18 protein-coding genes are annotated in these 21,594 nt (G+C 66.6%); 9 read left to right on the forward strand and 9 right to left on the reverse strand.

What is annotated here, in order from left to right; genetic code table 11:
• Nucleotides 1–42: 42 nt before the first annotated feature.
• Nucleotides 43–444, reverse strand: a complete 402-nt coding sequence (locus Q9Q95_RS06665; protein ID WP_306095198.1) for a hypothetical protein — start codon at nucleotides 442–444, stop codon at nucleotides 43–45.
• 299 nt (nucleotides 445–743) lie between these two features.
• On the opposite strand from Q9Q95_RS06665, the gene Q9Q95_RS06670 reads away from it, so the two are divergent.
• From Q9Q95_RS06670 to Q9Q95_RS06690, 5 genes are all read left to right on the forward strand, one after another.
• Complete coding sequence (locus tag Q9Q95_RS06670) at nucleotides 744–1,322, forward strand: class I SAM-dependent methyltransferase (protein WP_371876700.1); 579 nt, start codon at nucleotides 744–746, stop codon at nucleotides 1,320–1,322.
• Nucleotides 1,323–1,397: 75 nt separating this feature from the next.
• Nucleotides 1,398–2,618 (forward strand): NADP-dependent isocitrate dehydrogenase, encoded by a 1,221-nt coding sequence (locus Q9Q95_RS06675; protein ID WP_306095202.1) that lies wholly within the window; start codon nucleotides 1,398–1,400, stop codon nucleotides 2,616–2,618.
• Nucleotides 2,619–2,841: 223 nt separating this feature from the next.
• Complete coding sequence (locus Q9Q95_RS06680) at nucleotides 2,842–4,614, forward strand: cation:proton antiporter (RefSeq protein WP_371876701.1); 1,773 nt, start codon at nucleotides 2,842–2,844, stop codon at nucleotides 4,612–4,614.
• 80 nt (nucleotides 4,615–4,694) lie between these two features.
• The gene (locus tag Q9Q95_RS06685) at nucleotides 4,695–5,219 is read left to right on the forward strand and encodes a hypothetical protein (RefSeq protein WP_306095204.1); all 525 of its coding nucleotides are present in this window, start codon (nucleotides 4,695–4,697) and stop codon (nucleotides 5,217–5,219) included.
• A 95-nt stretch (nucleotides 5,220–5,314) separates the two neighbouring features.
• Nucleotides 5,315–5,824, forward strand: a complete 510-nt coding sequence (locus Q9Q95_RS06690; RefSeq protein WP_306095206.1) for a hypothetical protein — start codon at nucleotides 5,315–5,317, stop codon at nucleotides 5,822–5,824.
• A gap of 9 nt (nucleotides 5,825–5,833) precedes the next feature.
• Here the strand turns inward: Q9Q95_RS06690 and alaS are convergent, their stop codons facing one another.
• The 3 genes from alaS to Q9Q95_RS06705 are packed head-to-tail and all read right to left on the reverse strand — an operon-like array spanning nucleotide 5,834 to nucleotide 10,403.
• Nucleotides 5,834–8,485 carry an alanine--tRNA ligase gene (alaS, locus tag Q9Q95_RS06695; RefSeq protein ID WP_306095208.1) on the reverse strand — a complete coding sequence of 884 codons (2,652 nt, stop codon included), beginning with the start codon at nucleotides 8,483–8,485 and terminating at the stop codon, nucleotides 5,834–5,836.
• Between the two features lie 58 nt (nucleotides 8,486–8,543).
• Entirely contained in the window at nucleotides 8,544–9,077 is a 534-nt protein-coding gene (locus Q9Q95_RS06700) for a hypothetical protein (RefSeq protein ID WP_306095209.1), read from the reverse strand.
• A 60-nt stretch (nucleotides 9,078–9,137) separates the two neighbouring features.
• Entirely contained in the window at nucleotides 9,138–10,403 is a 1,266-nt protein-coding gene (locus Q9Q95_RS06705) for a Xaa-Pro peptidase family protein (RefSeq protein WP_306095210.1), read from the reverse strand.
• Between the two features lie 101 nt (nucleotides 10,404–10,504).
• Between Q9Q95_RS06705 and Q9Q95_RS06710 the strand changes: the two genes are divergently transcribed.
• Nucleotides 10,505–11,830 carry a dicarboxylate/amino acid:cation symporter gene (locus tag Q9Q95_RS06710; RefSeq protein ID WP_306095212.1) on the forward strand — a complete coding sequence of 442 codons (1,326 nt, stop codon included), beginning with the start codon at nucleotides 10,505–10,507 and terminating at the stop codon, nucleotides 11,828–11,830.
• A 406-nt stretch (nucleotides 11,831–12,236) separates the two neighbouring features.
• Here Q9Q95_RS06710 and Q9Q95_RS06715 read toward each other — a convergent pair whose 3' ends face one another.
• The 5 genes from Q9Q95_RS06715 to Q9Q95_RS06735 form a co-directional block, all read right to left on the reverse strand.
• Nucleotides 12,237–12,860 (reverse strand): glutathione S-transferase family protein, encoded by a 624-nt coding sequence (locus tag Q9Q95_RS06715; RefSeq protein ID WP_306095213.1) that lies wholly within the window; start codon nucleotides 12,858–12,860, stop codon nucleotides 12,237–12,239.
• A 196-nt stretch (nucleotides 12,861–13,056) separates the two neighbouring features.
• Entirely contained in the window at nucleotides 13,057–14,127 is a 1,071-nt protein-coding gene (gene recA, locus Q9Q95_RS06720; RefSeq protein ID WP_306095215.1) for a recombinase RecA, read from the reverse strand.
• A gap of 190 nt (nucleotides 14,128–14,317) precedes the next feature.
• The gene (locus tag Q9Q95_RS06725; RefSeq protein ID WP_306095217.1) at nucleotides 14,318–15,124 is read right to left on the reverse strand and encodes a 4-(cytidine 5'-diphospho)-2-C-methyl-D-erythritol kinase; all 807 of its coding nucleotides are present in this window, start codon (nucleotides 15,122–15,124) and stop codon (nucleotides 14,318–14,320) included.
• A complete protein-coding gene (locus Q9Q95_RS06730) occupies nucleotides 15,124–16,599 on the reverse strand; it encodes a tetratricopeptide repeat protein (protein ID WP_306095219.1) in 1,476 nt (491 codons plus the stop codon). The genes Q9Q95_RS06725 and Q9Q95_RS06730 overlap by 1 nt, the downstream gene beginning before the upstream one ends.
• Nucleotides 16,600–16,702: 103 nt before the next feature.
• Nucleotides 16,703–18,358 (reverse strand): electron transfer flavoprotein-ubiquinone oxidoreductase, encoded by a 1,656-nt coding sequence (locus Q9Q95_RS06735; protein WP_306095221.1) that lies wholly within the window; start codon nucleotides 18,356–18,358, stop codon nucleotides 16,703–16,705.
• A gap of 130 nt (nucleotides 18,359–18,488) precedes the next feature.
• Here Q9Q95_RS06735 and Q9Q95_RS06740 point away from each other — a divergent pair, with 130 nt between their 5' ends.
• From Q9Q95_RS06740 to moaB, 3 genes are read left to right on the forward strand one after another with little or no spacing between them, the layout of a single operon-like run.
• The gene (locus Q9Q95_RS06740; protein ID WP_306095223.1) at nucleotides 18,489–19,211 is read left to right on the forward strand and encodes a uracil-DNA glycosylase family protein; all 723 of its coding nucleotides are present in this window, start codon (nucleotides 18,489–18,491) and stop codon (nucleotides 19,209–19,211) included.
• Nucleotides 19,208–21,010 (forward strand): lytic transglycosylase domain-containing protein, encoded by a 1,803-nt coding sequence (locus tag Q9Q95_RS06745; RefSeq protein ID WP_306095227.1) that lies wholly within the window; start codon nucleotides 19,208–19,210, stop codon nucleotides 21,008–21,010. The genes Q9Q95_RS06740 and Q9Q95_RS06745 overlap by 4 nt, the downstream gene beginning before the upstream one ends.
• Nucleotides 21,000–21,527 (forward strand): molybdenum cofactor biosynthesis protein B, encoded by a 528-nt coding sequence (gene moaB / locus Q9Q95_RS06750; RefSeq protein ID WP_306095229.1) that lies wholly within the window; start codon nucleotides 21,000–21,002, stop codon nucleotides 21,525–21,527. Before Q9Q95_RS06745 ends, moaB begins: the two co-directional genes overlap by 11 nt.
• Nucleotides 21,528–21,594 lie beyond the last annotated feature (67 nt).

Consider the following 21,594-nt stretch of genomic DNA (forward strand, 5'->3'; position numbering starts at 1 on the left):
TGACCCGCGCTTTCCTAGACGCAGGCACGATTATCCACGTCGCTATTTCTGCCAGGGTCCGGTGACGGCGGGAATGCAATAGCGCCGCTCACCCGCGCCGATCCCCTTCGGAACGACGATATCCCGCGAGATTCCGCCGACCCGGTCGCATTCGGGGCCGGCAGTCATGTTGTACCGCACGATTCGCTTCGTATAGGCGGGACAGAGGTCCGAACAGACATAGCTGATCACCACCGGCACGCCGCGCAACATGCCGAGCGTCCGCGGCCAATCGTGCCGGCCGCCGCTGTTCGGGTCGAACCTGGTCCTGACGAAAGCCAGCACCGCCGTCTCGTCGATCGGCGGGAGCCTGTCCTCGCTGCTCAGCAATTCGGGCCGGGCGATGTCGGGCGCGCGCTGCACGGGCGTGGGCGGCAGCAACGTCATGGTCAGCAACGCAAACATCGGCACGCCCTCCCCGCTTTGGCGAGCCATCGTGCGATGCCGCGGCTTCACCGCAGATGAACATACCGCGTCGGCGCCGTCATCAGATTGTCGCAGATCGGCTTTGCGGGACGCCGCTGGTGGTGTATCTGCGCGCCACACTGTTCGAGTTCGGGGGCGGGTTGTCCCCGATTAAAGCAACCGCTGCGCTTGAATGTTCGTTCGTTTTCGCGGAAGCGCGTGCGCCACGGTTGCCACGAAACCTGCAAAGGACCCCAATGCCCGCATCGACCGTCTCCGCAAAGCGTCGCCGTGCAAATATGCGCGCCGCCGGAGTGTCATCGCCCTGGGTGATGTTTCTCAAAGGCTTCTTCAAGCACCCGGTGATGGTGGGTGCGGTCGCGTCCTCGTCGCAACGGCTGGTCAAGCGGATGCTCGACCGGGTCGATTGGGACAATTGCAAGCTGTTCGTCGAATATGGTCCCGGCGTCGGCACCTTCACGCGCCCGATCCTCAAGCGTCTCGCGCCCGACGCGAAGCTGATCGTGATCGACACCAATCCGGATTTCATCCGCTATCTCAAGCACACGATCGATGATCCGCGGTTCATCGCGGTCAATGATTCGGCATCCGAGATCAAACGGATCATCGCCGATCACGGCTTCGACCATGCCGACTTCATCGCCTCGGGCCTGCCCTTCTCGACGCTGCCGACCGGCGTGGGCGACGCGATCGCGCATGCGACCCACGACATCCTCCGCCAGGACGGCGCCTTTCTCGTCTATCAATATAATCCCAAGGTGAAGAACTTCCTGACGCCTTATTGGGAGCATATCGATCACGAGGTCGAATGGTGGAATCTGCCCCCGGCGCAGCTCTGGTGGGCCTGGAAGAAGTGAGCGCCGCCAACGGCGCTTGATCCCCCTCCGCCATCCTCCTAGACGCTCGCCCAAACCCTAAAAGGAAGCGAGCACATGGCGAAGATCAAGGTTGCAACGCCGGTCGTGGAGATCGACGGCGACGAGATGACGCGGATCATCTGGCAGTGGATCCGCGAGCGCCTGATCCTCCCCTATCTCGACATCGATCTCAAATATTACGATCTCGGCGTCGAGAAGCGCGACGAGACCAACGATCAGATCACGATCGATTCGGCCAATGCGATCAAGCAGTACGGCGTCGGCGTGAAGTGCGCGACGATCACGCCGGACGAGCAGCGCGTCGAGGAATTCGGCCTCAAGGAAATGTGGAAGTCGCCCAACGGCACGATCCGCAACATCCTCGGCGGCGTGATCTTCCGCGAGCCGATCGTGATCTCGAACGTCCCGCGCCTGATCCCGGGCTGGACCCGCCCGATCGTCGTCGGCCGCCACGCGTTCGGCGACCAGTACAAGGCGACCGACTTCAAGGTGCCCGGCAAGGGCAAGCTGACGATGAAGTGGGAAGGCGAGAATGGCGAGACGATCGAGAAGGAAGTGTTCAACTTCCCCGACGCCGGCGTCGCGATGGGCATGTACAATCTCGACGAATCGATCACCGATTTCGCCCGCGCCAGCATGAACTACAGCCTCGGCCGCGGCTGGCCGCTATATCTGTCGACCAAGAACACGATCCTCAAGGCCTATGACGGGCGCTTCAAGGACATCTTCCAGGCCGTGTTCGACGCCGAGTTCAAGGACCAGTTCAAGGAAGCGGGCATCGTCTACGAGCATCGCCTGATCGACGACATGGTCGCCTCAGCGCTCAAGTGGCACGGCGAGTTCGTCTGGGCCTGCAAGAATTACGACGGCGACGTCCAGTCGGACCAGGTCGCGCAGGGCTTTGGCAGCCTCGGCCTGATGACCTCGGTGCTGATGTCGCCCGACGGCAAGACGATCGAGGCCGAGGCGGCGCACGGCACCGTCACGCGCCACTATCGCCAGCACCAGCAGGGCAAGGCGACCTCGACCAACCCGATCGCCTCGATCTTCGCCTGGACCGGCGGCCTCAAATATCGCGGCAAGTTCGACGGCACTCCCGAGGTCACCCGCTTCGCCGAGACGCTCGAAAAGGTCTGCATCAAGACTGTCGAGAGCGGTGCGATGACCAAGGATCTCGCATTGCTGATCGGCCCGGATCAGGCGTGGATGACCACCGAGCAGTTCTTCGAGGCGATCCGCGTCAATCTCGAGAGCGAAATGGGCAGCTGGCAGTAAGCCGACTGCTCGCGCGAAACACGAAAGGGCGGCCCCCGCGGCCGCCCTTTTTTCTGGCGCCCGCCCCGCCCCTGCGGGTTGCAATATAGGATCATACATGCTGGCATGACGGCATGGTTTGTTCTGCTCTTGGCCCGCGCTTCGACCCCCGATTTCACGGAATAATATTACGCGATGCATGCCGTTTCCGCCAATTTAGTCAATTTAGCGGACCGATCGGCTGATGCTGAGCCTGCAGAATAGCGGATTCAGCGATACGCTGGTGATCCTCGGCGCCGCCGGGCTGGTTATCCCCGCCTTCGCCCGCTTCCGGATCAGCCCGGTGATCGGATTCATCCTCGTCGGTGCGCTGGTCGGCCCGTTCGGGCTCGGCACTTTGGTCGGCCAGACCCCGTGGCTTTACTATTTCACCATCTCCGACGCGCATTCGATCGAGCCGTTCGCCGAGTTCGGCATCATTCTGCTTTTGTTCTCGATCGGGCTCGAGCTGTCGTTCAAGCGCTTGTGGGCGATGCGCAAGCTCGTCTTCGGGGTCGGTGCGGCCGAATTGGTCGGCGCAGGGCTGATCCTCGCAGCCGCGCTGTATCTGACCGGGCTCAGCACCGGCGGGGCGATCGGGCTCGGGCTCGCGCTGGCGCTGTCCTCCACCGCGTTGGTGATTCCGATCGCCGGAACGACCAGCGCGGTCGGCCGTGCGGCGTTCGCGATGCTGTTGTTCGAGGATCTCGCGCTGGTGCCGATCATCTTCGGTCTCGGCGCTTTGGCCCCTTCGGCAGGGGATGCGGGGGCGATCGGGCTGCTCCAGACGCTGGGGCTGGGCGTGTTGACCGTTGGCGTGCTGTTTGTCGGCGGGCGTTTGCTGCTGCCGCGCATGTTCGGTCAGGCTGCGCGCACGAAAAGCCCTGAGCTCTTCCTCGCCGCCAGCCTGCTGGTCGTCATCGCCGCGAGCCTCGCCACCACTGCGGCGGGCCTGTCGCCGATCGTCGGCGCCCTGATCGCCGGACTGCTGATCGCCGAAACCGAATATCATGGCGAAGTCGAGGCGATCACCGCGCCGTTCAAGGGGCTCGCGCTCGGTGTCTTCCTGATCACCGTCGGGATGCGGCTCGATCTCGGCTTCGTGCTGACCAATTGGGCGCCTTTGCTCGGCGCGACGGTCATGGTCATGGTGGTCAAGGTCGCGGTCACCACCGGGCTGCTCAAGCTCTCCGGCGCGCGCACGGGCACTGCGACCGAAACCGGCGTGCTGATGGCGAGCCCTTCCGAGACCACGCTGATCGTGCTGGGCGTCGCGGGCGCCGCGGGGCTGATCTCGGGCCCTACTGCGGCGTTCTGGACGACGGTGACGGCGATCGGCCTCACCGCCACGCCGCTGCTCGCCAAAGCGGGCCAGCTCGTCGCGCGATTGATCGAACAGCAAGAGAAGGACGACGCGCCGGCCGCCGTCGATGCGGCGGGGCCCGGCACGATCGTGATCGGCTTCGGTCGCGTCGGCCGCACCGTCGCCGATATGCTGCGGCGGCACGATCTGCCCTATCTCGGGGTCGATGCCGATATCGACAACGTCAATGCGGCGCGGAAGGACGGTTATAGCGTGCTGTTCGGCGATGTGACGCGCAACGAGCTGGTCGACCAGCTCAAGCTCGGCCACGCCAAGGCGCTGGTGCTGACCATGGACGATCCGGTGCTCACCGTCCGCCTCACCAAGCGCGTGCGCGGCTGGGTGCCCGATCTGCCGATCATCGCCCGTGCCCGCGATGGCGATCACGCCGCCGAGCTTTACAAGGCCGGCGCCACCGATGCCGTGCCCGAGACGCTCGAAAGCTCGCTGCAGCTCTCGGAGGCGGTGCTGGTCGATGTCGGTATCGCGGTCGGCCCGGTGATCGCCTCGATCCACGAGAAGCGCGACGAGATGCGCAAGAGGATCAAGGAAGCCTCGGATCTCGACCGCGAGCCGCGGCTGCGGCGCACGCGGCGAAGCGAGGTGACCGGATGACGCACGATGCCGATCGGGCCGCGGACTTGCGGCGCGGCGCATGACGGCGCATCTCGGGCCCGCCAGTTAGGAGCTTGTCCATGATCGCTGCCCTGTTGCTCGCCGGTTTGCTCGCCGGACAGTCTGCGCCCGCTGCGTCCGCCGATCCGCTGGCGCCCGCGCGCGCGGGTAAGCTGCGCTGCATCGCGCCCAATGCCGCGCGGCTGACCTGCCGCACGATCATTCGGTACAAGGTGGAGAGCGACGGCGATTTCGACGCGACCGTGACGGGGCTGGTCTCGCGCGATTCGACCGTCTTGCTGCGCTACAAGACCTTCGGCCGCGTCGAGGAAGGCGGGGTGTGCGTGATGATGCGCACCGGCGATATTCAGAACGGCATGTTGCTGAGCAGCGGTCGCCCGTTGGCGCCCAATGCGGACGATGCGATGCGGCTCCAGGTGCTCGGCGCGATGCAGCCGCTGCAGGGCAAGAAGCGCTGCTATCTCGACCGCACCGAAGATGGCGTCACGCGTTCGATCGTGACGCTCGACGGCATCGCGCATCCCGAGCTGACCCAGACCGTCGCTTGGGTCGCTCCCGGCGAAGGCTATGCGGTGGGGCGCTGAACGCTTCGGGCGATTGCCGGACCGGCCGAAGTGAGTCCGCCTTGCCGTGGCGTCACCCTCGCCGCATGTTCGATTGAATTCGTGGAGTCCAGCCGATGATCGAAGCGTTGTTCTTGCTGGCGGCAGCCGCGCCCCAGGCCGCGGATCCGCTTGCCGCGGCAAAGGCGGGCAAGCTCCAGTGCACCAATCCCGATATGGGGAAGAAGACCTGCCTCGGCCTGAGCAGCTACAAGCTGAATCCGGACGGCAGCTTCGTCACGACGGTGACGGTGATGGTCGCGCCGCAGCCGGTGGTCACGATGGAAGTGAAGTCGATCGGCACGGTCAGGGACGGAGCGCTCTGCGCACCGATCCGCACCGCGGACTTCGAGGCGGCGATTTTCCGGATGGACGGCAAGCCGGCCGATCCGGCGATGGCCAATGCGATCCGCGCGCAAGTGGTCGCCTCGATCGCGCCGCTCGCCGGCAAGATGGGATGCACCCGCGAGACGCCCGATGGCGCGGCCGCCAGGGCCGAAGTCACGATCGACGGCGTCGTCCGGCCCGAACTGAGCCAGCGTGTATTGTGGGTGAAGCCCGAGGACGGATACAAGCTCGGGCAGTGAGGTCGGGGATTACGCCGCCGCGCGAGTTCCTGCCAGCGCGCCCTTGACCGCCTCGAGCGCCTCGGCGCCCTTCGACCCGTCCGGCCCGCCGCCCTGGGCCATGTCGGGCCGGCCGCCGCCGCCCTGCCCGCCGAGCACCGCGACCGCGGCCTTGACCAGATCGACGGCGCTCAGCCCCAGTCCGTCGCTGACGCCTACCGCAACCGATGCGCGGCCGTCATTGACCGCGACCAACGCAACCACGCCGCTGCCGATCCGCGCGCGCGCCTCGTCGACCGCGCCGCGCAACGCCTTGGGGTCGAGCCCTTCGAGGACCTGGCCGACGAAATTGACGCCGTTCACCTGCTCGGGACCCGCGGGCGCAGCGGCACCGCCGCCGCCGAGCGCGAGCGCCTTCTTCGCCTCGGCCAGCTCCCGCTCGAGCCGGCGGCGCTCCTCGACCAATGCCGCAACCCGCGCAGGGACTTCGTCGGGCGCGCTCTTGAGCACCGAGGCGGCTTCCTTGAGGCGCTCGTCGCGGGCGTTGAGCCATTGCCGCGCACCCTCGCCGGTCAATGCCTCGATGCGGCGAATGCCCGAAGAGACCGCGCTCTCGGAGACGATCTTGAAGATCGCGATGTCGCCGGTGGCGTTGACATGGGTGCCGCCGCAAAGCTCGACCGAATAATGCCGATCGTCGCCGCGGCCCATCGAGAGCACGCGGACCTCGTCGCCATATTTCTCGCCGAACAGCGCCATCGCGCCCGCCGCGATCGCATCCTCGGGAGTCATCAGCCGGGTGCCGACCGCCTCGTTGTGGCGAATCTGGGCGTTCACATCGGCTTCGATGTCGGCGATCTCCTGCGGACTCAGCGCCGAAGGATGCGAGAAGTCGAAGCGCAGACGATCGGACGCGACGAGACTGCCTTTCTGCGTGACATGACCGCCGAGGCGCTTGCGCAGCGCGGCATGCAGCAAATGGGTGGCGCTGTGATTGGCGCGGATCTGGTCGCGACGGGCAGCATCGACCGACAGCTTGACGGTGTCGCCGACCGCGATTTCGCCGCTCTCGATTTTTGCATGATGCGCGTGGAGCCGGCCCAACGGCTTCGACGTGTCGTCCACCGCTGCGCGCATCTTGTCGTTGGCGATCACCCCGGCGTCGCCCATCTGGCCGCCCGATTCGCCGTAGAACGGGGTCTGATTGGTGAGAATGGTCACGGCATCGCCGGCACCGGCCTTGTCGACCCGAACGCCGTCCTTGACCAGGGCGACGACCTGGCCCTCGCCCTCGGTGCCGTTATAGCCGATGAACTCGGTGCCGCCGAGCGCGTCGGCGATGTCGTACCAGACCTCGTCGCTGGCCTTGTCGCCCGAGCCCTTCCACGCCGCCCGCGCCGCGCGCTTCTGCTCGGCCATCGCGGTGTCGAAGCCGCCACGATCGACGCTGATGCCATTGGCACGCAATGCGTCCTCGGTCAGATCATAAGGGAAGCCGTACGTGTCGTAGAGCTTGAACGCGGTCTCGCCGGGAAGCGTGTCGCCTTCCGCCAATCCCTGCGTCGCCTCGTCGAGCAGACGCAGGCCGTTGGCGAGCGTCTGACGGAAACGGGTCTCCTCCTGGAGCAAGGTTGCCTCGATCAGCGGCTGCGCGCGGACCAGTTCGGGGAAAGCGGCGCCCATCTCGGCGACCAGCGAAGGCACCATCCGGTGCATCAGCGGATCCTTGGCGCCGAGCAGATGCGCGTGCCGCATCGCGCGGCGCATGATCCGGCGGAGGACATAGCCGCGGCCTTCGTTCGCCGGAAGCACGCCGTCGGCGACGAGGAAGCCCGAAGCGCGCAGATGATCGGCGATCACACGGTGGCTGGCCTGATTGTCGCCGGTGGTGGCGGCGCCGGTGAGCGCGCCGCTCTCGGCGATCAGCGCCTTGAAGGTATCGGTGTCGTAATTGTCATGGACGCCCTGGAGCACCGCGGCGACGCGCTCGAGCCCCATGCCAGTGTCGATGCTCGGCTTGGGCAATTCGCCGATCTGGACGTCGTTCTCCTGCAGATATTGCATGAAGACGAGGTTCCAGATCTCGACGAAACGGTCGCCGTCCTCCTCGGGCGATCCCGGCGGGCCGCCATAGATATGGTCGCCGTGATCGTAGAAGATCTCCGAGCACGGCCCGCACGGACCGTCCGAACCCATCGCCCAGAAATTGTCCTTGGTCGGGATGCGGATGATGCGGCTCTCGGGCAGCCCGGCGATCTTCTTCCACAAATCGAATGCCTGATCATCGGTATGGTAGACGGTGGCGGTGAGCTTGTCCGCCGGGATGCCCCATTCGCGCGTGAGCAGCGTCCACGCATGGGTGATCGCCTGCTCCTTGAAATAGTCGCCGAACGAGAAATTGCCGAGCATCTCGAAGAAAGTGTGGTGCCGCGCGGTGTAGCCGACATTGTCGAGATCGTTGTGCTTGCCCCCGGCGCGGACGCATTTCTGCGAGCTGGTCGCGGTCGAATAGGGACGCGTCTCGAGCCCGGTGAACACGTTCTTGAACGGCACCATGCCCGCATTGACGAACATCAAGGTCGGATCGTTGTGCGGCACCAGCGGCGCGGAGGGGACGCGGGCATGCCCCTGGCCTTCGAAATAGTCGAGGAAGCTGCGGCGGATATCGTTCGTGGACGTCATGAGACGCGACTTAGGGGCGCGGCGCGTTTCGCTCAAGTGAAACGCATCGATCGGGCGGTCAGAGCTTCCGAATTGCTTCGAGAGCGTGAATTTCGCGGCGCGTGGCGAGATCGGTGGTCAGCGTGGTCCGCAACAGCGACAGCGCCTGCTGAATCGCGTCATAGACGCTATCCGGTACGGCTTCCTCATTCCCTGGGCCGAGGCTGGTGCAGATCGCCTCCTGCGCCGCGCCATAGACCTTGCGCGCCTCCTGCGAGAGATAGAGGCCGCCGCCGGCGAAATACCAGTCGCGCAGCTCCGTCGAGAGCTTTTCGAGCCGGCTGAAGGTCAACGCCTGGTTCCGTGGCCATTTGGGGAGCGGCGCAGTGAGCGCCCAAAGCTCAAGGTAGCGGGTCTCGCGTGTCTTCGCCAATTGCTGGTCATAGCCGTCCATCGCCCTGAGAAGGAGGTCGTTGCGCAGTTCGATCTGGTGGGCTTGGGTATCGATCAGCTTGAGCAGCGAAGAGATGAATCCCTGGCCGAGCAGGACGGCGAAGACGATGAAGATGGCGACACCGCCGGTCGCGCCGGCCAGCAAGCTGTTCCAGGGCATGAAGGCCTCCCGAAATCGCCCGGAGAGCCTAGCACGGCCGACCGCAAAAGTCTCGGGCTCTCAGGCCATGGGTCGGTCGATCGATTCCGGCGGCGTGCTGAACCATTCCGGGCCCGAGGCGGTCATATGGAAGCAATCCTCGAGGCGGATGCCGAAGCTGCCGGGGATGTAGATTCCCGGCTCGTTCGAGAAGCACATGCCCGGCGCCAGCCTGGTCTTCTCGCCGCGAACCAGATTGACCGGCTCGTGGCCGTCCATGCCGATGCCGTGGCCGGTGCGATGCGACAGGCCGGGGAGCCTGTAACCGGGGCCGTAGCCGAGCGAGGTGTAATAACGCCGGACGGCATCGTCGACTGCGCCGGCGGGCGTGCCGGGTTTCGCCGCCGCGAACGCGATTTGCTGGCCGCGCGCGACCACGTCCCATACCTTGCGCTGCTCGGCATTCGCCTTGCCGAACACGAAGCTGCGCGACACGTCGGACTGATAGCCCTGCACGGTGCAGCCGCAGTCCATCAGCACGACTTCGCCCGGCGTGACCCGTTGCGGCTTGCGCGTGCCGTGAGGATAGGCGGCCGCCTCGCCGAGCAGGATCAGATTGAATTCGACCGAGCCGCCGAGCTTGCGTGTGGCGGCGGCCATCAGCGCGGCGATGTCGGCATTGCTCATGCCTTCGCGAATCCGCGGGAAGGTCCAGCGATAGGCGGCGATGGTCACGTCGGTGGCAAGCTGCATCAGCGCGATCTCGGGCGCGGTCTTGATCATCCGGCAGCCGCGGACGACCGGATTGGCCGAGACGATCCGCGCGGCGGGAAGCGTCCGCCGGAGCCCGTCGACGGCGAAATAGCGGACGGTTTCCTCGACGCCGACCGGCCGCGCCGCGAGCTTGCGCTCCCGAAGAAAGCCGGCGACCAGCGCGAGCGGATCCTCGTCTTCCTGCCAGACGCGGATCTCGGCGGGGATGCCGAGGCTCTCACGGACCGAGGGCTCTTCGAAGAACGGGGTGACGATGCATGGCTCGCCCTCGACCGGCAGGATCGCCGCAGTGAGCCGCTCGCTGCGGCCCCAGCGCACCCCGGTGAAATAGAGCAATGACGAGCCGGGCTCGATCAGCACCGCGCCGATTCCCGCGGCCTTCATCAGCGCCTGCGCCCGCACGATCCGGGCAAGGCGCTCCTCGCGGCCGATCGGCACGGCACCGCCGGTGATGTCGCGCAGGTCGGAAACATCGGGTTCCTCGGCGCGGAGCAGGCCCGGCAATGCCAGCAGCGGCGCCGCGCCGGCCGCCCCGATCAGCGTGCGGCGGCTGAGGCTGGAATGGCGTGTCATCGGGCGACTCCGGCAAATATTGCGTGGACAGCCGCGATAGGGTCCTTGACCCGGCGGCGACAATCCCCTTCCCTGCCGCGAACTTTTTCCAGGGGATATTCGTGGGCAAGCGACTGACATGGTTCATTCTGGCCGGGCTGCTGCTGGGTGGGCTGATCGGCTGGGGGCTCAATATCGCCTATGACGACGGCAGCGCCGGCGGCACCGCGCGGCTGGCGGCGATCAGCTATTGGTTCGACATTCCGACCCAGATGTTCCTCCATCTGATCAAGATGATCATCGCGCCTCTGGTGGTCTCGACCCTCGTCGTCGGCATCGCGCATATGGGCGGCACCGGCGCCATCGGTCGGGTCGGGATCAAGGCGTTCCTGTGGTTCGTCACCGCCAGCCTCGTCTCGCTGACTCTCGGGCTGATCCTCGTCAATGTGCTCCAGCCGGGCGTGGGCCTCAATCTGCCGCTGCCCGACGCCGCGGCATCGAGCGGCGTCGATCGCTCGGGCTTCGATGCGGCGAAGTTCTTCATCCACATCGTGCCGACCTCGGCGATCGACGCGATGGCGACCAACGACATCCTCCAGCTGGTGATCTTCTCCTTGTTCTTCGGCGTCGGCATGGCCGCGGTGGGCGAGAAGGCCACGCCGCTGCTGCGCGGGCTGGAGGCTCTGGTCTCGGTGATGCTGACCGTCACCGGCTATGTGATGCTGTTCGCGCCGATCGCGGTGTTCTGCGCGGTGGCGCGGACGCTGGCGACGCGCGGGCTCGGCGTGGTCGGCGATCTCGCTTACTTCATGGGCAGCTTCTACATCGGCCTTTTCGTGTTGTGGGCCGTGCTGCTCGGCGCCTGCTTCCTGTTCGTCGGGCCGCGCACCGGCACGCTGCTGCGCTATCTCCGCGATCCGATCCTGCTCGGCTTCTCGACCGCTTCGTCCGAGGCCGCCTATCCGCGGACGCTCGAGGCGCTCGACAGGTTCGGCGTGCCGCCGCGGATCGCCAGCTTCGTGCTGCCGCTCGGCTATTCGTTCAACCTCGACGGTTCGATGATGTACATGACCTTCGCGTCGATCTTCATCGCGCAGGCCTATGGCATCCCGCTCGACTGGGGGACGATGATCACGATGCTGCTGATGCTGATGATCACCAGCAAGGGCATCGCCGGCGTGCCGCGCGCCAGCCTGGTGGTGATCACCGGAACGCTCAGCCATTTCCAGATCCCCGAGGCGGGTATCCTGCTGATCCTCGCAGTCGACCATTTCCTCGACATGGGCCGCACCGCGACCAACGTGATCGGCAATGCGGTCGCCGCGACGGTGGTGGCGCGCTGGGAGGGCCAGCTCGACCCGGCCCAGTCCCCCGACGAGGCGATCGTGCTGCCGCGCGCGCCGCTTCCCGGCGACGAAGACCGATTCGAGGATTACGGCAAGCATTGAGGGCTGCGCCGGCCTAAATTGACAAAGTTCACCGAAACGCGATTGATTGCGTAACTTTGTTGCGCGGGAAGTTGCGTTTCGCGGGGGCATTGACCCGGTCAAGGAGCGGCCGGGTTACGGCGCGATCACGCAAGCAGGCGAAAACCTATTTTGCAAGCATGCGCGGCGACCGATGCGCCAATTATGCGCGTTCACTCGTTCGAGCCATATTCTCGTCATCCCGGATGTTAGGCTTTCCCGGAAAACCGCAAGGTTTTACGCCGAAAAGCCTTCAGCCCACCTCTCCGCTGGATACGCGCCTCATGGTGGATCACGGACAGCTCGATTTTCTATTCAAATCGGAGATTTGAAGAAAATCGGCTTCCGGGATGACGATGTTTGGCGCAACCAAGCCAGCCGCTACCCGTCACGCATAGGCATAGGGCCCGCCGGCCTGCAGCGCGGCCCGATAGGCCGGACGGGTGTGGATCTTGCCGAGCCATGCGGCGATGTGCGGGCGGCCCTCGGTGGCGCCCGCGCGCTTGACGGCGGCTTCGAGCGGGAAGCTCATCATCACGTCGGCGGCAGTGAATTCCTTGCCGGCGAACCATGGCCGCGCGGCGAGCTCGGCCTCGACGAAATCGAGATGGACCTGGATCATCGGCTGGAACTTCTTCTGCGCCATCTTGCCGAGCAAGGGCACCCGGCTGAGCACCAATTTGGTGAACAGAGGCGGCATCAGCGAGCCTTCGGCATAATGGAGGAAATAGCGATAGCGCAGGGCATCGTCGCGGTGCGCGGGCGGGCCGAGGCGGCCATCGCCCTTCTCGACCAGATATTCGACGATCGCGCCGGTCTCGGCGACGACGGTCCCGTCATCGTCGATCAGCGGCGACTTGCCGAGCGGATGAACCTGTCGCAGCTCGGGCGGGGCGAGCATCGTCGCCTTGTTCCGCTCGTACCGCTTGACGGCATAGGGAAAAGCGAGCTCCTCGAGCAGCCAGAGGATGCGCTGCGAGCGTGAATTCTCGAGGTGGTGAACGGTGATCATGTTGGATTTCCTCGCCTCAATTTCACACTTTTCCCGGTGAATCGGCAATCAAGTTACGGGGTGGCGCAACAAACCGAAAGACCCGGCGCAGGGCAATGCGCCGGGTCTTCCGATGGGCCGAGCCCGTGACCGCCGCGGGCGCAGTGCACGCCGGTGCGGTCGAAAATCTGATCGTGATCAGGCGAAGCGCATCCGCTCAGAGATCGTCGTCGGGCTCCGGACCCGCCATCAGCCCCTCGGCGACCTGATCGGTACGATTGCGGATCGCAACTTCGAGCCGGGTGCAGAGCTCGGGATTCTCCTTGAGGAACGTCTTCGAATTCTCGCGGCCCTGGCCGATGCGGATGCTGTCATAGCTGAACCACGCGCCCGATTTCTCGACGAGCCCGGCCTTGACCCCGAGATCGAGGATCTCGCCGATCTTGGAGATGCCCTGCCCGTACATGATGTCGAACTCGACCTGCTTGAACGGCGGCGCGACCTTGTTCTTGACCACTTTCACGCGGGTGGCGTTGCCGATGATCTCGTCGCGATCCTTGATCTGGCCGGTGCGGCGGATGTCGAGACGGACCGAGGCGTAGAATTTGAGCGCGTTGCCGCCGGTGGTGGTCTCGGGATTGCCGTACATCACGCCGATCTTCATGCGCAGCTGATTGATGAAGATCACCATGCAGCGCGAGCGGCTGATCGAGCCGGTGAGTTTCCGCAGCGACTGCGACATCAGACGCGCCTGCAGGCCGACATGGCTGTCGCCCATCTCGCCTTCGATTTCGGCACGCGGAACCAGCGCGGCGACCGAATCGACCACGAGCACGTCGATCGCGTTCGAGCGGACCAGGGTGTCGACGATCTCGAGCGCCTGCTCGCCGGTATCGGGCTGCGAGACGATCAGCTCGTCGATATTGACCCCGAGCTTTTTGGCATAGACCGGATCGAGCGCATGCTCGGCGTCGACGAATGCGGCGGTGCCGCCGGTGCGCTGCGCCTCGGCGATGACGTGGAGCGCGAGCGTGGTCTTGCCCGAGCTTTCGGGGCCATAGACTTCGATGACGCGGCCGCGCGGCAGGCCGCCGACGCCGAGCGCGATGTCGAGCCCGAGCGATCCGGTCGAGATCGCCTCGACCTGCATCGTCTCCTTCGAGCCGAGACGCATCGCGCTGCCCTTGCCGAAGGCGCGATCGATCTGCGCCAGTGCGGCGTCGAGCGCCTTCTGCTTGTCCGTGGATACTGCCATGTTGCCGTCGATCACCTTGAGGGAAGCTGCCATTTCGTATCCCCGTCGCTAGAGGGTTTGACCCTGCCGTTCAACCGTGTGCGAACAGCATGTATCGCATTTGTTCCACAAGAACAAGAGGGGAACTTTCGCTTTGTTCGTCGTCCCGACGAACGCCGGGACCTCGCGCCGCCGGCCGGCCGCTCGCGGCCTGGGATCCCGGCATTCGCCGGGATGACGATATTCAGCCGAGTCGGGTCTCGACGCGCCACCAGCCGGGGCGGGCGATGCGGGTGGCCGCATTCGCGCAAGCCGCTTCGTTCTCGAACAATGCAAAGCAGGTCGCACCCGAGCCCGACATGCGCGTTAGGGTGACGCCGTCCTGCGCGGCCAGTGTTTCGAGGACCTCGCCGATCACCGGGGCGATCGCGCGGGCCGGGGCTTCGAGATCGTTGCGGCCGGCCAGCGGGTCGGCGCGGAGCGGGCCGTGATCGACCCCGTCCCAGCGACGGAAGACCGCGGCGGTCGACACCGCGACGCCGGGATTGACCAGAAGCACCGGGATGCCGGGCGTGCCGGGAACGGGTTCGAGCTGCTCGCCCCTGCCCTTGCCGATCGCGGTCTTGCCGAGCAGGCAGGCGGGAACGTCCGAGCCGAGCGCATCGGCGATTTCAAACAGCCGCGGGTCGTCGAGCGCGACGTGGTGCAGCCGGGCGAGCGCACGCAAGGTGGCGGCCGCATCGGCCGAGCCGCCGCCGATCCCCGAGGCGACCGGCAGATGCTTTTCCAGCGCGATTGCGTGCGCACCGCCGCCGAAGATGCCGGCAAAGCGGGCGGCGGCGCGGGTGACGAGATTGTCCCCCTCCCCGGCCAGCGCAGCGGCGAACGGGCCGCTGACGTGGAACGACGGCGCTGCGGCCGGGGCAACGCGCAACACGTCGCCATATTCGACGAATGCGAACAGGGTTTCGAGCTCGTGATAGCCGTCGGGGCGGCGGGCGCGGACATGGAGCGCCAGATTGAGCTTGGCGCGCGCGATCTCGGTCAGCATCAATTGGTCCGCGGCTTCAATCCATGCGCGAGCTTGGCTTCGAGCCGCGCGGTCGCGTCGTTCTCCGCGGTCAGCCGCGCGGCGCGCCACGCATAGCGCGCCTCATAATGCCGGCCGAGCCGCCAATAGGCATCGCCGAGATGCTCGTTGGCGCGCGCGGCGGAAGGATCGCCCTTCACCGCCTGTTCGAGCAGCGGCAACGCCCGCGCCATCTCGCCACGCTGGAACAGCGCCCAGGCGAGCGAATCGGCGATCTCGGCGTCGTCGGGCTCGAGCGTGCGGGCGCGTTCCAGCAGTGCCTGCGCCTCGACGAGGTTCTCGCCGCGCGCGATCTGGGCATCGCCGAGATATTTGAGCGCGGGCGCCTGCTCGGGGCCCAAAGCGACGGCGCGCTGGAGCGCGGGCAATGCCTCGCCCCACCGCCCGGCGCGATCGAGCGCGCGGCCGTGGAGATAATGGAGCATCCAGTTGCTCTCGCCGCCCGGCCGCAGGATCGCCGCGGCATAAGCCGAAGCAGCCTGATCGAAGCGACCCTGATCGACGAGCATGTCGCCCCAGGTCTCGCTGTCGGCTCCGGTCGCGCCGCCGTCATTGGCCAGCGCCCCGGCGAGCGCCAGCGCCTCCGGAACCCGGCCGGCCCGGCGCAGCGCCGCGACCCGGCCCGCCGCGCCGCCGCGCGCGAAGGGGCTGTCCTTGCGGATTTCGGCGAGCACGCCGAGCGCGAGATCGTGCGACCCGCCTTGCGACAGCGCCTCGGCGAGATAGAGCCGCGCGCGATCGTCGCGCGGATCGAGCAGCAAGGCGGCGCGGGTCAGCACCACCGACAGCGGCTGCATCTCCTGGCCGGCGATCTCGACCGCGAGCTCGAGGAACATCCGCGCGGCGCCCAGGGCGGCATCGGGCCTGCCTTGCTTGCCGAGCTGCTTGCGCAGCCGCGCGAATTCGGGCCGATCGCCGGCGAGCAGCCGCTTCGCCTGTTCGCGCGCGCCGGTCCGGCCGAGCAGCAAGGCGGCGTCGATCCGGGCATCGTCGCCGGCGCCGGTGGCGAGCTCCGCGGCGAGCGCGGCCATCGCCTCGCTGGTGCGCTTCGCCGCGATGAGCAGCAGCACGCGGTGACGGCGCGTGTAGCGGCGCGCGAGCGCGTCGCCCGGCGCAGCGTCGAGCAGCGCCACGGCGTCCTCGCCGCGATCGAAGGCGAGCCACGCCTTGAGCGCCGGCGCGAGGAAATCGAACGGCCCCTTGGCGAGCAGATTCACGGCATTCTCCGCGCCGACCGGATCACCGCTCTCGAGCGCCATCGCCAGCGCGAGCAATGCCGTGTCGGGGGGCGCCACGCCGGCCTTGACCAGCGTGGCGCCGGCGCGGCTGGCGAGGACATAATCGCCCGCGGCCAGCGCCTGGCGCCAGGCGCGCATCGCGATGATCTCGTCCGCCGGCGCCGCGCTCAGTGCCTCGGCATAGCCGGCCGAGGCCAATTGCGCCGCGCCTGCCGCATCGGCGGCGCGGGCGCGGACATAGGCGGTCGGATCGGGCGCGGCCTGGGCGAGCGGCGCTCCGGCGAGGAGCAGGCCGAGGACGCTACATGTTCGGATAATTGGGCCCGCCGCCGCCTTCGGGGACCACCCAGTTGATGTTCTGGGTGGGATCCTTGATGTCGCAGGTCTTGCAGTGCACGCAATTCTGCGCGTTGATCTGGAAACGCAGATCATCGCCTTCTCCAACGACCTCGTACACACCCGCCGGACAGTAACGCTGCGCCGGCTCGGCGTATATGGGGAGATTGTAGCCGATCGGGATATCGGGATCCTTGAGCGTCAGATGGACCGGCTGGTCCTCCTCGTGATTGGTGTTCGAGATGAACACCGAGGAGAGCCGGTCGAAGGTCAATACGCCGTCGGGCTTGGGATAGTCGATCGGCGTGGCTTCGCTGGCGTGCCACAGGCTCTCGTGATCGGGGTGGTGCTTCATGGTGAACGGCCAGCGCAGCCCGATCAGCTCCATCCACATCGCCACGCCCGAGAAGAGCGTGCCCCAGGTGTCGCCGAACTTCTTGACCAGAGGCACGACGTTGCGGACGCCGCGAAGCTCCTTCTCGACCCAGCTGGCCTTGTACGCTTCGGGATAAGCGGCGAGTTCGTCGCCACTGCGGCCGGCATGGACCGCGGCGAAGGCGGCTTCGGCCGCCATCATCCCCGATTTCATCGCGGTGTGGGTGCCCTTGATGCGCGGCACGTTGAGGAAGCCGGCGGTGTCGCCGATCAGCGCCGCGCCGGGCATCACCAGCTTCGGCACCGACTGCCAGCCGCCGTCGCTGATCGCGCGGGCGCCATAGGAGACGCGCTTGCCGCCTTGCAGGATCTTCGCGATCTCGGGATGCGTTTTCCAGCGCTGCATCTCGTGGAAGGGCGAGAGATACGGATTCTTGTAATTGAGCCAGAGCACGAAACCGAGCGCCACCTGCCCGTCGGCCTGGTGATAGAGGAAGCCGCCGCCATTGGACTCGCCTTCCTTGAGCGGCCAGCCCTGGGTGTGGATGACCGTGCCGGGCTTGTGCTTCGCGGGATCCACATCCCACAATTCCTTGATGCCGATTCCATAGACTTGCGGGTCGGCATTCTCACACAGTGCGAACTGACGCTGCAGCTGCTTCGAGAGATGGCCGCGGACCCCTTCGCCGAACAGGGTGTACTTCGCATGGAGTTCGAGCCCGGGGGCGTAATCGGGTTTATGCGTACCGTCGCGCGCGACGCCCATGTCTCCGGTGGCTACGCCCTTCACGCTGCCGTCGTCATCGTAGAGGATCTCGGCGGCGGCGAAGCCGGGAAATATCTCGACGCCGAGTTCCTCGGCCTTGCCCGCCAGCCAGCGGCAGAGATTGCCGAGCGAGCCGGTGTAGGTGCCCTTGTTGTGGAGGTAGGGCGGCGTCATGAACTCGGGAAAGGCCGATTTGCCCTTCGCGCTGAGGATCCAGTGATGGTTCTCGGTGACCGGGGTGCGGGCGAGCGGGCAATCCTGCGTCCGCCAATCGGGGAGCAGTTCGTCGAGCGCGCGCGGATCGACCACCGCGCCCGACAGAATATGCGCGCCGACCTCGGATCCCTTTTCGAGGATGCACACCGACAGCTCCTGCCCGGTCTCGCCGGCCAGCTGCTTGAGCCGGATCGCCGCGGCGAGCCCCGAGGGGCCTGCGCCGACGATCACGACGTCATAGGGCATCGACTCTCGTTCGCTCATCCTCTTAATCCCTTGCGAGTCGTTCCAGTGGACGGTGGCGCGCGCCTGTCGTCGCGCTTGCGCAACGCCCTGTCTGCTTGCGATTGGAGGCAGATTGACCGCGGCGTCAACAAGGATTCAAAGATAGGGTATGGGAGGGGAACCGGTTCAGGATTGGCAAAAGGCCGCCGCGAGCGCGCTCGAATGGTGGCGCGACGCCGGGGTCGACATGCTCGTCGAGGACGAGGCGCGCGACTGGCTGGCGCGGATCGCGCCGCCGGCGCAGGCCGTCGAGGCGCAGGCTGCCGTAGCGGAACCGGTGGTCGAGACGCTGCCCGACACGCTCGAAGCGTTCGTTGCGTGGCGGCTCGGCGATACCGCACCCGAGGCCGGATGGCACGCGCCGCGGCTGGGTCCGACCGGTCCGGCCGATGCCGAATGGGTGCTGGTCACCGACGTTCCCGAAGTCGAGGATTCCGACCAGTTGCTGTCGGGACCGGCCGGCCGGCTGCTCGACAAGATGCTCGCCGCGATCGGCCAGAGCCGCGAATCGGTATATCTGCTGCCGCTCGCCTGGGCGCGGCCGGTGACCGGGCGGATCGCGCCCGACGACGAGGCGCGCCTGCTCGAGCTGGCACGGCACCATTTGACCCTGCTCGGACCCAAGCGGCTGTTTTTGCTCGGACAATCGGCGAGCCGTGTGCTGGCTGAGACGAGTGGAGAATCCCTAACAAATCCTATACGCGACGTTAACCATTTCGGTGGCATTACGCGTGCGGCGGCGAGCTTCCATCCCCGTTTCCTGCTGGAGCGGCCAGCCGCCAAAAGCGAAGCCTGGAAGCATCTTCTGCTGTTGAGCCGGGGGACCGAGTGATCAAGCGTACCATCTTTGCCGCGGCGCTGCTCGCATTGCCTGCCGCGGCCCATGCCGACGACCTGACCGTGGATGGCCGCGCGAGCAACGCGCCTGCAGCCGCGCGCGACGGCGACGGCATCCCCGACCAGCTCGATAGCGATCAGCGCAGCGGGTATCGGAAAGTCTTCGCCGCGATCCGCGCCGGGCAATGGACCGATGCCCAGCTCCAGCTCGATTCGATGAAGCCGGGCCCGCTCCACGCGCTCGCCCGCGCCGAGCTCTACACCGCCAAGGGATCGCCCAAGGTCGAGCTTCCGGCGATCATGGCATTGCTTTCCGAAGCGCCGGATCTGCCGCAGGCCGAGCAACTGGTCCGCATGGCCAAGGCGCGCGGCGCCCTCGACACGCCCGACCTTCCCGCCGCCCAGCGCCTGATCTGGTTCGACGGCGCGCCGGTCCGCCAGCGCGCGCGCTCGATCAAGAGCGACACCGCGGCGACGTCGGTGGCGATCGAGATCCAGCCCTTCGTCAAGGCTGATGACGGCGTCCAGGCCGAGGCGGTGGTCGAGAAATTCGCCGCCGACCTCACGCCCGAGGCGCTGACCGAATGGCAGCAAAAGGTCGCGTGGATCTATTATGTCGCCGGCGACGACAGCAATGCCCGGCGCGTCGCCGAGAAGGCGCAGCTCGGCATCGGACCATGGGTCGGCCAGGCCGATTGGGTCGCCGGGCTCGCGACATGGCGGCAGGGCGACTGCCACGCCTCCGCCGACGCCTTCGAGCGCGTCGCGACCCGCGCCACCGACACCGAGCTCCGCTCGGCCGGCTTCTATTGGGCCTCGCGCGCCGACATGGCATGCGGGCGGCCCGAAAAGGTCAGCGTGCGGCTCAAGGCGGCGGCGCAGTTCGGCGAGACCTATTACGGGCTGCTCGCCAAGGCCGCGCTCGGCATCCAGGAAAAACCGGTCAAGGGCGAGCGCTTCGTCGCCGAGGATTGGCGCACGCTCGAACGCCGCCCCAATATCCGCGTCGCCGCGGCGCTGACCGAAATCGGCGAGGACGGCCTTGCCAACGAAGTGCTGCGCCACCAAGCCAGGTTCTGCACCCCCGGCGACCATGCCGCGCTCACGCGCCTCGCCGGCCGCTTCAATCTTGCCGCCACCCAGCTCTGGCTCTCGCACAACGGCCCCGCCGGCGCGCGGCCTCTGGTGCAGGCGCGCTACCCCTCGCCCAACTGGACCCCCGCGGGCGGCTGGCGGGTCGACAAGGCACTGGTGTTCGCGCACACCTTGCAGGAATCGCGCTTCAATGCCGAGGTCCGCAGCGCAGCGGGCGCGATGGGGCTGATGCAGGTCAAGACCGGCGCCGCTACCGATGTCGGCCGCCGTCACGGGGTGACCTATGCCGCGAGCGACCTTACCAAGCCTTCGGTCAACATGGAGATCGGCCAGTCCTATCTCGAGCAGTTGCGCGACCAGCCGTTCACCGGCGGGCTGCTGCCCAAGGTGATCGCCGCGTACAATGCCGGGCCGACTCCGGTCGCCTTGTGGAACAGCATGAGCAAGGACAATGGCGATCCGCTGCTCTACATCGAGAGCATCCCCTATTGGGAGACGCGCGGCTATGTGATGACCGTGCTGCGCAATTACTGGATGTACGAGAATCAGGAAGGCCGCGCCTCGGCGAGCCGGTCGGCGCTGACCCAGGGGCTGTGGCCCAAATTCCCCGGGCTGCCGGGCGCCAAAGCGATCAAGGTCAGCGCGTCGATCGCGCCGCGCCGTCTTCCCGCCATGACCCAGGTCGCCGGTGGCAATTGACGAAAGCATCGCGTTCCGGCCGGTCCGGATCGCAGTGCTCACGGTTTCGGACACGCGAACATTGGCTGACGACCGCTCGGGCGACCGGTTGGTCGAGCGGCTGACCGGCGCCGGGCACGAACTCGCCGGCCGCGCCGTCGTGCGCGACGATGCCGAGACGATCGTCAGCCGGCTGCACGGCTGGATCGACGACCCCGAAATCGACGTGATCCTCACCACCGGAGGGACCGGCGTCACCGGGCGCGACGTGACCCCCGAAGCGCTGGCGCGGGTCTGGGACAAGGAAATCCCCGGCTTCGGCGAGCTTTTCCGCTGGCTGAGCTATCAGAGCATCGGCACCTCGACGATCCAGTCGCGCGCGACTGCGGGGGTAGCGCGGGGCACCTATATCTTCGCGCTGCCGGGCTCGACCGGGGCAGTCACCGACGCGTGGGACGGCATCCTCGCGAGCCAGCTCGATGTCCGCCACAAGCCGTGCAACTTCGTCGAACTGATGCCGCGGCTGACGGAGCGGTAATTCAGCGCAGTGGCGATGGTTTGAGAGCGCAAGAATAGCGATCGAGCACTCGCTCGCGGCACTCCCC

The sequence above is a fragment of the Sphingomonas sp. DG1-23 genome, assembly GCF_030730875.1.
In the GTDB taxonomy this organism is placed as follows: domain Bacteria; phylum Pseudomonadota; class Alphaproteobacteria; order Sphingomonadales; family Sphingomonadaceae; genus Sphingomonas.

What these genes read in the sequence shown, in the direction of transcription:
- Q9Q95_RS06665 (WP_306095198.1), bottom strand. Translation starts at nt 444, where the DNA reads ATGTTTGCGTTGCTGACCATGACGTTGCTGCCGCCCACGCCCGTGCAG.
- Q9Q95_RS06670 (WP_371876700.1), top strand. Translation starts at nt 744, where the DNA reads ATGCGCGCCGCCGGAGTGTCATCGCCCTGGGTGATGTTTCTCAAAGGC.
- Q9Q95_RS06675 (WP_306095202.1), top strand. Translation starts at nt 1,398, where the DNA reads ATGGCGAAGATCAAGGTTGCAACGCCGGTCGTGGAGATCGACGGCGAC.
- Q9Q95_RS06680 (WP_371876701.1), top strand. Translation starts at nt 2,842, where the DNA reads ATGCTGAGCCTGCAGAATAGCGGATTCAGCGATACGCTGGTGATCCTC.
- Q9Q95_RS06685 (WP_306095204.1), top strand. Translation starts at nt 4,695, where the DNA reads ATGATCGCTGCCCTGTTGCTCGCCGGTTTGCTCGCCGGACAGTCTGCG.
- Q9Q95_RS06690 (WP_306095206.1), top strand. Translation starts at nt 5,315, where the DNA reads ATGATCGAAGCGTTGTTCTTGCTGGCGGCAGCCGCGCCCCAGGCCGCG.
- alaS (WP_306095208.1), bottom strand. Translation starts at nt 8,485, where the DNA reads ATGACGTCCACGAACGATATCCGCCGCAGCTTCCTCGACTATTTCGAA.
- Q9Q95_RS06700 (WP_306095209.1), bottom strand. Translation starts at nt 9,077, where the DNA reads ATGCCCTGGAACAGCTTGCTGGCCGGCGCGACCGGCGGTGTCGCCATC.
- Q9Q95_RS06705 (WP_306095210.1), bottom strand. Translation starts at nt 10,403, where the DNA reads ATGACACGCCATTCCAGCCTCAGCCGCCGCACGCTGATCGGGGCGGCC.
- Q9Q95_RS06715 (WP_306095213.1), bottom strand. Translation starts at nt 12,860, where the DNA reads ATGATCACCGTTCACCACCTCGAGAATTCACGCTCGCAGCGCATCCTC.
- recA (WP_306095215.1), bottom strand. Translation starts at nt 14,127, where the DNA reads ATGGCAGCTTCCCTCAAGGTGATCGACGGCAACATGGCAGTATCCACG.
- Q9Q95_RS06725 (WP_306095217.1), bottom strand. Translation starts at nt 15,124, where the DNA reads ATGCTGACCGAGATCGCGCGCGCCAAGCTCAATCTGGCGCTCCATGTC.
- Q9Q95_RS06735 (WP_306095221.1), bottom strand. Translation starts at nt 18,358, where the DNA reads ATGAGCGAACGAGAGTCGATGCCCTATGACGTCGTGATCGTCGGCGCA.
- Q9Q95_RS06740 (WP_306095223.1), top strand. Translation starts at nt 18,489, where the DNA reads ATGGGAGGGGAACCGGTTCAGGATTGGCAAAAGGCCGCCGCGAGCGCG.